The sequence below is a fragment of the Lysinibacillus sp. NPDC056220 genome (assembly GCF_049315265.1).
Classification (GTDB): domain Bacteria; phylum Bacillota; class Bacilli; order Bacillales_A; family Planococcaceae; genus Lysinibacillus; species Lysinibacillus pinottii.
The window spans coordinates 87,566-99,368 of record NZ_JBMOXD010000001.1; the positions used below are offsets into that span (position 1 = coordinate 87,566).

General features: G+C 38.2%; 12 protein-coding genes. 1 reads left to right on the plus strand and 11 read right to left on the minus strand.

What is annotated here, in order from left to right; translation table 11 throughout:
• Positions 1 to 103: 103 nt before the first annotated feature.
• The 6 genes from rpsA to prsW all read right to left on the minus strand — a co-directional run bounded on the left by rpsA (position 104) and on the right by prsW (position 5,763).
• Positions 104 to 1,240 carry a 30S ribosomal protein S1 gene (gene rpsA, locus ACOZBY_RS00410; RefSeq protein ID WP_031417967.1) on the minus strand — a complete coding sequence of 379 codons (1,137 nt, stop codon included), beginning with the start codon at positions 1,238 to 1,240 and terminating at the stop codon, positions 104 to 106.
• Between the two features lie 102 nt (positions 1,241 to 1,342).
• Positions 1,343 to 2,017, minus strand: a complete 675-nt coding sequence (gene cmk, locus ACOZBY_RS00415) for a (d)CMP kinase (RefSeq protein WP_012293605.1) — start codon at positions 2,015 to 2,017, stop codon at positions 1,343 to 1,345.
• 96 nt (positions 2,018 to 2,113) lie between these two features.
• On the minus strand, positions 2,114 to 2,773 hold the full coding sequence (locus ACOZBY_RS00420; protein ID WP_012293604.1) for a flagellar brake protein: 660 nt from the start codon (positions 2,771 to 2,773) through the stop codon (positions 2,114 to 2,116).
• 86 nt (positions 2,774 to 2,859) lie between these two features.
• The gene (locus ACOZBY_RS00425) at positions 2,860 to 4,143 is read right to left on the minus strand and encodes a PepSY1/2 domain-containing protein (protein ID WP_422761212.1); all 1,284 of its coding nucleotides are present in this window, start codon (positions 4,141 to 4,143) and stop codon (positions 2,860 to 2,862) included.
• 15 nt (positions 4,144 to 4,158) lie between these two features.
• On the minus strand, positions 4,159 to 4,992 hold the full coding sequence (gene sleB / locus ACOZBY_RS00430; RefSeq protein ID WP_031417963.1) for a spore cortex-lytic enzyme: 834 nt from the start codon (positions 4,990 to 4,992) through the stop codon (positions 4,159 to 4,161).
• Positions 4,993 to 5,088: 96 nt separating this feature from the next.
• Positions 5,089 to 5,763 carry a glutamic-type intramembrane protease PrsW gene (prsW, locus tag ACOZBY_RS00435; RefSeq protein WP_012293601.1) on the minus strand — a complete coding sequence of 225 codons (675 nt, stop codon included), beginning with the start codon at positions 5,761 to 5,763 and terminating at the stop codon, positions 5,089 to 5,091.
• A gap of 84 nt (positions 5,764 to 5,847) precedes the next feature.
• Between prsW and ACOZBY_RS00440 the strand changes: the two genes are divergently transcribed.
• Complete coding sequence (locus tag ACOZBY_RS00440) at positions 5,848 to 6,816, plus strand: asparaginase (RefSeq protein ID WP_031417960.1); 969 nt, start codon at positions 5,848 to 5,850, stop codon at positions 6,814 to 6,816.
• A 28-nt stretch (positions 6,817 to 6,844) separates the two neighbouring features.
• Here ACOZBY_RS00440 and ACOZBY_RS00445 read toward each other — a convergent pair whose 3' ends face one another.
• The 5 genes from ACOZBY_RS00445 to ACOZBY_RS00465 form a co-directional block, all read right to left on the minus strand.
• Entirely contained in the window at positions 6,845 to 8,386 is a 1,542-nt protein-coding gene (locus tag ACOZBY_RS00445; RefSeq protein WP_036165960.1) for an aminotransferase class V-fold PLP-dependent enzyme, read from the minus strand.
• A gap of 4 nt (positions 8,387 to 8,390) precedes the next feature.
• Positions 8,391 to 8,951 carry a glycerol-3-phosphate acyltransferase gene (locus ACOZBY_RS00450; RefSeq protein WP_031417958.1) on the minus strand — a complete coding sequence of 187 codons (561 nt, stop codon included), beginning with the start codon at positions 8,949 to 8,951 and terminating at the stop codon, positions 8,391 to 8,393.
• A gap of 56 nt (positions 8,952 to 9,007) precedes the next feature.
• The gene (locus tag ACOZBY_RS00455; RefSeq protein ID WP_012293597.1) at positions 9,008 to 9,973 is read right to left on the minus strand and encodes a YpdA family putative bacillithiol disulfide reductase; all 966 of its coding nucleotides are present in this window, start codon (positions 9,971 to 9,973) and stop codon (positions 9,008 to 9,010) included.
• A gap of 113 nt (positions 9,974 to 10,086) precedes the next feature.
• Positions 10,087 to 10,842, minus strand: coding sequence for a metallophosphoesterase (locus ACOZBY_RS00460; RefSeq protein WP_012293596.1), 756 nt, complete (start codon positions 10,840 to 10,842; stop codon positions 10,087 to 10,089).
• A gap of 146 nt (positions 10,843 to 10,988) precedes the next feature.
• Complete coding sequence (locus ACOZBY_RS00465; RefSeq protein WP_036161149.1) at positions 10,989 to 11,717, minus strand: LysM peptidoglycan-binding domain-containing protein; 729 nt, start codon at positions 11,715 to 11,717, stop codon at positions 10,989 to 10,991.
• Positions 11,718 to 11,803: the final 86 nt, after the last annotated feature.

Here is an 11,803-nt window from a genome sequence, read left to right on the forward strand (position 1 = left end):
TGAATCCTATCTACTATTTAATCCAAAGGTTCTATCCGTCACTTTCGAATTCCATTACTCCAACAAAAAAGCGAGGATACAATCTTGTATCCTCGCGTTCTTCTTATTTAAAATTTTTTAATTGATCGCCAATTACGTCTCCGAATGAGAAGCCTGTGTTTTCTTCAGGTAATTCGTAATCGATCACTTCTTCTGCTTCTGGATTTTCAAGTAATTCTTTAATGCTTAGCGCTAATCTACCGTCCTCAGCATTGACATCAAGGACTTTTACTTGTACTTCTTGTCCTTCTTTTAATGCCTCATGTGGTGTATTAATGTGTTTGTGAGCAATTTGCGAAATGTGCACTAATCCTTCAACACCAGGGAAAACTTCCACAAATGCGCCGAATGATGTAAGACGCTTCACTTTACCTTCTAAAATCGTACCTTTAGCTGCACGTTCTTCGATATTAGACCACGGTCCAGGAATCGTTTCTTTAATAGATAATGAAATGCGTTCATTTTCTGGATCAACAGATAGAACTTTTACAGTTACACCTTGTCCTTCTGATAAAACTTCACTTACATCACTCACATGCTCGTGAGACACTTGTGAAATGTGGACAAGACCATCGATACCACCAAGGTCAATAAATGCCCCAAATGATGCTAAACGCTGTACTTTACCATCTAAAACGTCGCCAGCCTTGATTTGATTTATAACGTCTTTCTTTTGTGATGCCTTTTCTGATTCAACCACTGCGCGATGAGATAAAATAAGACGATTCTTTTCTTTATCAAGCTCAACAATTTTGAAGCTTAATGATTTGCCTTTGTAGCCCTCAAAATCATCGACAAAGTAGTCTTCTACAAGTGATGCTGGTACAAAGCCACGTACACCTAAATCTACGACAAGACCACCTTTAACAATATCCTTTACTTCCGCTTCAAAAATTTCTCCTGCGGTAAATTGTTGCTCGAGTGTATCCCATGCTTTTAAAGCATCCACTTTACGTTTTGATAGGACAAAATTTTCTTCCTCAACCTTTGTAATCATCAATTCTAACTCATCCCCAACAGAGATGACATCAGAAGCTTTCTCAATGTGTAAGCTTGATAATTCGCTGATTGGGATAATACCATCAAATGGTGCACCCGGAATTGATACAGATACTGCTTTTTCATCAACTTGCTCTGCAATACCTTTGACGATATCACCCTCGTTAAACGTTTGTTCTGCATAGTTCATTTCTTCAGACATATGTAACCCTCCTTCGCATCTTCCCTTATTATTTTATTCGATATTGAAGACAAAGACAAAAATAAATCCTTTAAATTCGAAAAATGTCTGAAATTTTAGGATTTATAGCATTTTTTCTTCTGCTAATTTTAAAATAGCTTGTGCTGCATCATCGATAGACAATGCTGTCGTATCTAAAAATATGGCATCTTCTGCTTGGATAAGTGGTGATGCTTCGCGTTCACTATCTTTTTTATCACGCAATGCAATTTCTTCCTGAAGTTTTTCAAGCGAAGAGTCGATTCCTCTTTTTTGATTGTCTATGAATCGTCTTCTTGCACGTTCCTCTACCGTTGCAGACATAAAAATCTTTAGCTCTGCATTTTTCAATACATGTGTTGCAATATCGCGGCCATCCATTACGACGCCACCATTTGCTGCCAGCTTTTGTTGTTGAGCTACTAATAACTCTCGAACCTTTGCATGTGCAGCTACCTGAGAAACGGATGAAGTGACTTCATTTGAACGGATATCGGCTGATACATTATGACCATCTAAAAAAACAAGCTGCCCCTGTGGAGATGGCTTTAAATCGATGGTGCTAGCCGCTAGCATCTCCGCTAATTTTGCTTCATCATCTAAATGTATGTTTTGTTGCATCGCTTTATACGTAACTGCTCGATACATTGCACCTGTATCAATGTAAGTAAAATCAAGTGCCTCAGCAACAATTTTTGCAATAGTACTTTTACCGGCACCAGCAGGACCATCTATCGCAATTTGGATGTTTTTCTTCATATTCTTCCCTACTTTCTGTCACCTCATATTGTATCATATAACCTAGAAAAAGCCCTCTGCTAGAAGAGGGCTTTTAAAAAATTACTATGCGGCATATTAAGCATTAAATGGATTCAATTCTTTACGTCGATTGCCTAACTGGCGCTCAAAGCAAAAGCGAACGATATGTTGCTGGTCTACATCATCTGAATCCGTCAGCTGGATTGTTGCAATTCGTTTAGAATCTTTTTCAAAAATACGCACGACAGTTGCCTCTGTTATTACGTATTTCACATCCCCATTGACAAACGGCAAGGCAACTGTTAATTTCACCTCATCGCCATCATCGAAAGCTACTTCTCCTTTCAAAATGAGGGCTAAGCCTCCTGCACTAATATCCGCAGCTACTAACTGATATTTGTGATCCTTGAACTGAACGGCCACATCCACTGGTGTTTCAACACGGACATATTCTCGACGTTGAATTTTGATAAATTCCTCTGGCTTTGGGCAATGCAACATAATCATAGGTATATGGCCCGCTTTACGACCTATTACCTCTGTATTAAAGGCAAATGATTGTTTGTCCTCGGTACGAAAGGTTGCTCTAAATTCAGAGCCATCTATCAAAAATGCTGTTTTCTTTGTCGCCATATTAATTGGATAATCAATATAAAGAATATGATCTTGTTGCTCTACAACCTTACAGCGGAATTTCTCCACACGCTCTGTATAAGTAGGTTCAAGTTGTAATTGTGTACCAATTTTAATCTCCATGAGCATCTCCCCGTACGAAAAATATGGTTTAATTATCTCATGAGATATTAATTTTGGCTATAAAAATTGGTAGTATTTTCTTATTATTAAGTTAAATATTCCACTTTTAAAACATTATGATTTTCTGCATCAATGACGATTCTAAATGTCTCTTGTGTTTTACCATCACGCAATGCAATGACCTCATAGCATAGACGTTGTTCAAATTCCCCATTATCCGTATAAATATTTTTTACTTCTTGGACTTGAATATCATCTTGGAAGAATGTTTTCCAATCGATTGGTTTTGCTGTTTGTTTTTTAATTTTCTCTTCTTGAATGTATTCCATCGCGTTTGCACCCAACAACTCACCCGTATCTTTAGCTAATTTAAGTTGAACACCATCCGCATAAATTAATGCGTTATCTCCTGGATGTACACGGGCAAATGTTACGTGCCAAGCCTGATGATTTTCGCGCGATTCCACATAGGCTACATCTTTCATGCCAAGTTTTTTGACATATTCTTCGGCTTTTTTGAGGATTTCCTCCTGTGACTGCTTCGCTTCATCAACAGGACGTTCCACTAAATAGGACAGTAAATGCCCTCCCTTTACCGTTAAATCCACATACCCTAAACGAATTCCTTGGTGGAATTGTATGTGATAGAACGGATACGGTGCCGTGTCACTACTTTTTGTTACAGTAAATGTCGCGTCTTTAATAACTGGGAATAAATATTTCACCTTTTCTAACGCTTCTTTTTCCGTAATTTCGGCATCCTGTAAAGCTTTTAACTCAATCTTTTTTTGCCAGTCTGACTCAGATAATGTTAGCGGGAAATCCTTTTCTCCATAACCTTTTAACGTGTCCTTCACTTTATCAAAGTTTGTGTTTGGATTTTTATTATCCACTTGCTGCAGCCAAACATCCATTTTTCCATTATGTTTATAAAAATCGACAGTTGCGGCTGTCCAATCATCAGACAGCGCTTGTAAATTCGAAGAAACCTGTGGCATTTTTTCACGCCAAGCTACATAATCGCCTGTCTTTGCTGTTCTCTTCGCTTCATCGCCAAGTCGCCCTAAATAATTCATCCATTCATTTGATAGTTCTTGCCCTATCGGAATATTAGCAATTGAAGAACGAACTTCTGAGCTTAAACGCCAAACTGAATCTAATTCACTGTGAATTGCCTGCTCGTCTTGAAACAGTAGTGACTGCGATACTGATCGCTGTAGATGAGATAGTTTTTCAGATGCATCTGTTAACTTATCTGTATACTGTGCTAATACGGTACGTTGTAAATCTTCTTTATCTCCATGTAAATCAATACTATATGCCCCTAACCCGATAACAGCTATCGTTAAGACCACGAGCCAAGTTTTCATCTAAGTTCCTCCTTTCTATGAACAGAAAATATGCTCTCCAATTTGTTTAATTTGCGGACGTGACCAAATCCATTTACTTGTTGCTGTTTTCGGATTGAAATAATACAATGCATTTTCAGATGGGTCCCAGCCATTCATTGCATCAATAACAGCTTCTTTTGCTCTATCATTAGGCTCTAACCAAATTTGTCCATCTGCTACCGCTGTAAACGCTAAAGGCTGAAATATAATTCCGGAAATAGTATTTGGGAAATCAGGACTTTCTAAACGGTTTAAAATAACTGCGGCTACTGCTACTTGTCCCTCATACGGCTCTCCCCTAGCTTCTCCATACACAGCATTCGCCATTAACTGTAAATCACGTTCTGTATATTTTGGAGGAACTTGTGTCTGTGTCCCATTGTTATTAGTAGTACCACTACTATTTCCTCCGCCACTGCCAGCACCACTACCTGTACTAGTTCCTTTATTCACTTGCTGATCGAGCGGAATACCACCATAATAGGTAAATTGATTACCAGCATTTAATTGCGCTTTCACCCATTTTTCATCGTAATCAGAATAACCAGCTATAGTTTTTTTGGTCTTCGCTCCAGCGATACCATCTACTGGCAAACCATATTTCTCTTGGAAATTACGTAATGCCCAGTATGTGTTATAGCCAAATTTCCCATCAATTTTACTCTTATAAAAACCTAAGTATTGTAGCCTTGCTTGCAATTCAATGACATCATCTCCATAGGCACCACGAGTAATTTGCTGGTCACTAAATGCAATCACTTCATTTTGAGGAATCGCAATTATACTAATTCCTAATATCAAAGCAAAAAGTATGCTTACTAAACGCACTTTTATCACTCCTTTTTTTTATAGCTTGAAACAAATGAGGCAATTTATACATGATAAAAAAGAATAAAGCGTAGAAATCTTGACGATTTCTACGCTTTATATTTTTTTATGCATATGCAAATGTTGTACCAGATGGTAATGCGCTAGTTTCACTTTTCGTAAGCCAAACCACCATAAAAACAGCATAAACGGAATCATTAAATAAATCCAGTGACCTTTAAATGATAATATTGTATTGTATAGAATGTGAAGTACAATTGGTGCACAAAGCGCCATAGCAATCATTTCTTTTGTCTTGGCAAGCTTTGAAAACTTAGCACGTCCATAATAGTAGCCCATTACTACGCCAAATAATGCATGACTTGATACAGGTAATAGAGCTCGCATAAATGCTGTGTCCAAGCCAAAGGATAATAAATAAAGTACGTTCTCAATTGTGGCAAAACCAAGTGATATACTTGCCCCATATAATATACCGTCATATGGATCATCGAATTCTACATGATTGTAGATGGCTATTAATAGTACAAACCATTTAAAAAATTCTTCAATAACACTAGAAAAAAGAACGTCTTGAAGGTAAAAATATCGAAAAACTCCTTCCTCTGTTAGTACATATTGTAAAAACAGAATCGGGAACGTTAAAAATGCACCGTATAAAAATGTTTGCAATAAAGTTCTTCTTGGCTCCGTAGCCATTTGATTGCGCAAATAGAAATAACTAAAAAGCGCTAGACCGGGAGCAATGGCAGCAGATAATAAAATGATCATGATGCCGGCTCCTTTCAACAATAGACTGCTATTATTATACCATGTAATGACAAAAAAACTTTTTAAAAGGAGATTTTATTTTTCATGAAAAAAACAATTTTATTAATTCATACTGGCGGCACAATCTCCATGGCGATGAGTGCTGAGGGAGCAGTTATGCCCAACAAAGAAAACCCTCTCATGAAAGAGAGTAATAAACTTAATTCATTGGCGACCATTATTGAAATAGAAGCTTTTAACCTACCTTCTCCACATATCACGCCAACAGAAATGCTTCTATTACGCAACTTGATTATGGAGCAAACTACAGCCCAGCAAATCGACGGTGTTGTTATTACGCATGGTACAGATACATTAGAAGAAACTGCCTATTTCTTAGAGCTGACAACAAATTTAGCCATCCCCATCGTACTAACAGGTGCGATGCGCTCATCCAATGAGCTTGGAGCAGATGGCATTTATAATTTGATGGAGGCAATCCGAGTAGCAGTCGATGATGAAGCTCGGGACAAAGGCGTTCTAGTTGTTATGAATGATGAGGTACATCTTGCCGTCAATACAACGAAAACGAGCACAAGTTCAGTCAATACTTTCCAATCCCCACAATATGGACCAATCGGGCTTATTACAAAATCACGTATTTTGTTCCATCATGCGCCAATTCGTCGTCAATATGTAGACGTTAATAGTTTATCTAAACGCGTAGCTATGCTAAAGGTTTATGCTGGTATGGAAGAAGATTTACTTGATGTCGTGCTCGCATGTAAATATGAAGGTGTGGTGCTTGAAGGATTAGGACAAGGAAATGTCCCTCCTTCTGTTGTAAAAGGCATTGAGAGCTTGATCCAACGCAATATCCCTGTAATCCTTGTTTCCCGCTGCTTTAATGGTATCGCAGAAGGTGTCTATGGATATGTTGGTGGCGGTAAAATGCTGGAAGACTTAGGTGCAATATTTGCCACGGGTATCAATGGTCAAAAGGCACGATTAAAATTATTAATTGGACTGAACACAACTGGAAGTCCTTTAAATTTAAAGGATTTTTTCCTGTAGAATCAATGTATTCATATGGAGCACTTGCTTATGCCTCGGTTATTTGTTCATAATAGTACAGCACTTCATGAAGACGTACAAGGGCGTCTTCGAAATCGGGCTGAATGACTGCGAATTGAAGGAATCCTCTTTGGCGTAAATATGGGCTATCACCATGAGCCAAAAGTCCATTTAAGGCTAAATCGATGTGTAAGTTTGAGAGTGTGTCTGGCAGTTGAATCGTTATAAGCATTGGGTACTGAGTTGTTGGTAATTGAAAGTGCATATATGGTAGCTGCAGTAGCGCCTCAAAACGTTGCTGTAGCTGCGCATAGCGGACTGGATAGGCTTGTAATGACTCATCTAAATTTCCGAGCAACACGGCTGGAAGCGTAAAGGGTATGGCGCCTTGGTGGTAATTTGCTAAGTCCAAGTATGCAGGCAATGTAGTGGTGGATTGTGCTAAATATTGTGAAAATACAAATGCTAGCCCACTCATTGCCCCAATTGCTTTCCCACTCACTGCGGTAGCTAAATAACAGTCCTGTAACGAAAATGGCATAGCCCCAAACGTACTGATGCTATCTACACAAAGTTTTACATTATAACACTTTGCCAAATGACCAAGACTCTCTAAATCATTGCAAGTCCCCGTTGAGGTTTCCCCATGCACTACCAACATCCACTGATATGCTCCATTTTCTAGCAACGATGCTATTTTCTCGTAATCAAAAATTGTTCCCCATTGTTGTTCTGCTGCATCAAAATCTAAAGACCAACGGACCGCTTGTTTTCTTAACCGTTCACCAAATTCTCCATTTGTTAAAATAAGACCTTTTCCTAGTTGCTGAGCGTGTAGTTGAGCAAGCATCACTTCATTGGCCAAAGTTCCAGTTCCAACGATTATTCCAACATGCTTAGTATTCGCTAAATGTAGTAGCTGTTGTTGTACTCGTTCATAGATTGCCTTAAAATTTAACGAACGATGCGATAAATTGGTATAACCAATTGTCTCCAATTGCTTAACAGGTCCAGGATAAAAAGTATAGTCATCTTTTGCAAGCCTACGTTGTAGGTCATGCTCAAATACATCTCTAGTAAGCACCATTGGTAAAAACTGTGCATCCTTTGCTCCAACAGCTGGTGCAAATTGTTGAAAGCCCATTTGCTTATAGAGCTTTTCTTCACGCGTTGTTCCTGAAATTACGGCTGCGGTGTAGCCCTTTTCATAGGCAAATGTGTTTAAAGCTTGTGTGAGCCTCCATAGGACTCGCCCAGTTCGGTAATTTTTTTTCACAGCAAGTAGACGTATTTCACAAATCTTGCCACAAATCTCTTCCGGTAAAAATTGCTCTACCTTACCAATTTTTTCATCCATCGAAAAGGGTCTTTGATCTCTAAATGCTACCATTCCGATTAATTCTGTTTTTTTATACACTACTATATATGTATTTTCCTGATGGAATCTGTCAATTTTTAGTCTTTGCTTATTGGGCTCATGCTGTGGAATTTCTTCCACAAATGTCTCATAATTTAATCGCGCAATCGCCTCATACTCTTCATTTGTTTGAGCTATTTTACACCAATACATCTCGTTACTTCCCTCTTTTCCATGACTCCTTAATATTAGACATATGTCTTATGATCATACACACGATTGCAATAATCAAAAGTGCATAGGCCTCTAATTGACCCGATTGTATGATAGCGCCAACATAAAAAATAAAACCTCCAACCATGCCTAATGTTAAGCTCCTTGTGCATATAAGCACGGCCGCCGTACCTGCAATCATCCATAAAAACAAGCTTGGTGATAGAGCGAGGCCAACTCCAATAAAAGTTGCGACTCCTTTTCCTCCTTTACATTTCAGCCAGAATGGATATAAGTGCCCTGCAATGACACAGGCTGCTCCACTAACAATGACCCATTCTTCTAAATGCCATAAGCGCCCTAAACTTACCACCAGTGCACCTTTCATGGTATCACCTAGAAATGTCATAAAAAAGGCCTTCTTGCCAAGGACGCTTCCCGCATTGCGCGCACCTAAGTTTTTACTGCGTTCTTCCTGTAAATTAACACCATATATCTTTCCAACGAAAAATGCTGTCATGAAGTTTCCTATTAAATAACTGAAGAGCAAATACAAACCAATCAATCATATTCCCCCTTGCTAAAAGGCTGTATAAGCTACATGCCTATACAGCCTCACCTTTATCCTTTTCTTTGAGCGATAGTTTGTGCGATGCAATCCCCATGAAAACGTCCATTTTCAATAAAAATTTCGTTGGCGTTATTTCCCGCGGCAATGACGCCTGCGATAAACAATCCTTCCACATTTGTTTCCATCGTTTCTGGTGTAAAATAAGGGCGACCCGTTTCTTCATCAATATTGACGCCCATAGCTTTAATAAAGGAGTGATCAGGATGATAGCCAGTCATAGCAAAGACAAAATCATTTTTCATCACCTTTTCATGGCCATCTATTGCTAAGACTACTTCATGCTCACGTATTTCTAACACATTCGTATTAAAATTCATGTCAACTTCTCCTGTTTTGACTACTCCTTCAAATTCAGGTAATACCCATGGCTTAATACTTGGAGAATATTCATGTCCTCTATAGGCAACCGTAACACGAGCACCAGCCTTATTTAATTCCAACGCTGCATCTATAGCTGAATTTTTGCCCCCAATGACAAGAACATCCGTATCAAAAAATTCATGTCCCTCTTTAAAATAATGGAAAACTTTAGGTAATTGTTCTCCATTGATATTTAAATAATTAGGATGATCATAGTAGCCTGTTGCAATAATGACATAAGGCGTTTCATAACTATCCTTATCTGAAGTAACAGTAAACATACCATTATTTTTCACAACACTTTGCACTTTTTCAAAGCGGTTAACTTGAATATTTTTTAATCGAACAACTTCTCGATAATATACAAGGGCTTGATTCCGTTTGGGCTTACGTCCCTCAATAATAAATGGCACATCGCCAATCCCTAATCGTTCACTTGTACTAAAAAAAGTCTGGTGGGTAGGGTAATGATAAATCGCATTTACGATATTTCCCTTTTCAATAACGATGGGTTTTAATCCAATATTTTGCAAAGCTATTGCTGCTGCTAAACCGCATGGGCCTCCTCCAACAATAATCGCATCTGCTTGCTGCATTTCTTGACACTCCAATCGAATATGGACAGCTATAGTTGCTGTTCCTTGCTTACATCCATTATTAAAATAGACGATACCTTTTTATTATACGCCTTCTAGCAAGTTTTGTTTGTTTATTTACTCGAAATATCAATGTCGATGATATGACATTGTGGTTTGGCACCAAGTCGCATTGGCAATAATGTAGTACCATAGCCATTACTAACTAAAGTCATAACACCATCTCGCTCTCGATAAGAACCATTAGGATGGACACCATATGGACCAAATCGAATCTGTCCTCCATGTAAATGTCCACCCATCATTAAATCAGCACGGTACTTGGCACGGACTTTCTCAAAAACACCTGGATTATGCGCAATAAAAGCAACTAGATCATGCTCTTCTACTTTTTCAAATGCTTTTTCAAAGCTATATTCTTTAACTGTTGTATCCTCAATTGCACTAAGCCAGAAACGGTTTTTCGCAGGTAACAGCACCGCATCATTGACAATAATTTGAATATGATGCTGCTGCAATATGCTCTTAAGCCTCTCCTCTCCCACTTCTCTGTCATTATTTCCCCATACAAAATAAGTAGGTCCAATAGAAGTTAATAATTGTAAATTCTCATGAATACGTGGAATGGGTGTGCGATTATCTGCTAAATCTCCACCAATAATGACAGCATCAAAATGTCCTGTTAATTGAGCAATCATTTTTTTATTAATTTTACGTAAATGAACATCTGAAATAAAAAATAAACGTAGTTTTTCCGGCGCTCCCTTTAATAGTAGCTGGTGATGTAAAACATTGTTTTCATGTGCCACCTTCAACATATAAATCAGAAAGACGACCACTACGATAAGCAATAGCCCTATATATAGCATTCCCTCACTTCTCCTTACGACAGCAAAAAGACGATTCGTTTCCTATGAAGAATCGTCTTTTTACTAAATCAGACGTACGTTTTGGTGTGAACGTTTGTCCTTTATTTTATACTAGCTAAACTATATGACCATTATATGGTTTTTGTCTAAGGAAGTTTAATTACTTGCCCAACCATAACTGTATTTGAAGACATACCATTGGCAGCACGAATTTTAGCTAAAGTCGCTTCACTGCCATCACCATAATGATTTAATGCAATACGGAATAAGTTCTCATTTGCTTTAACAGTATGTGTACTTGCTTTAGTATTTTGTTTTGCTTCTTCCGCTTTTTTTGCCTCTTCAGCTTTTTTCGCTGCCTCGGCCTGTTGCTGAGCTATTCTTGCCTCCTCAGCTTTGCGAGCTTCTTCCGCTTTACTTGCTTCTTCCGCTTTTTTTGCCTCTTCAGCTTTTTTCGCTGCCTCAGCAGCTTTTTGGTCAGCTGCTACTTTATCAGCATTTTCTTTAGATGGTTCGTTTGACTTTTGATCAGCTTGCTCGCCCTTGTCTTTATTTTTGTCCTTGTCAGATGCAGATGCCTCTGAAGAATCCATTTCGACGACCTGTTCACCTGAATCTTTCTCAGCTTGCTCTATTGTTTTCCCTGGCTCGTAAAACTTCCAAAAATAGACTAGAATTGTTAATGGAATAAGGATAAATATAACAAAAAGAATCGTCATTAACGGTGTTTTCCGTTTCGGATTTTTAGGCTTTTGTTTCTTATCTCCATTTTTATTCATTCTGGAAACTCTCGACAAAGTTTGCTGTTCGTTTTGTTCATCTTCAAATGATTGACGATGTTCTTCTATTTTATCGCGATAATCTTCTTTACTCATTTGTCTTTCCCCCAAACCTTACTACTCTTTTTGTCACTCTATTATGACGAATTTTACGAAAAAAGTAAATGACCGTCAGTTTTAGT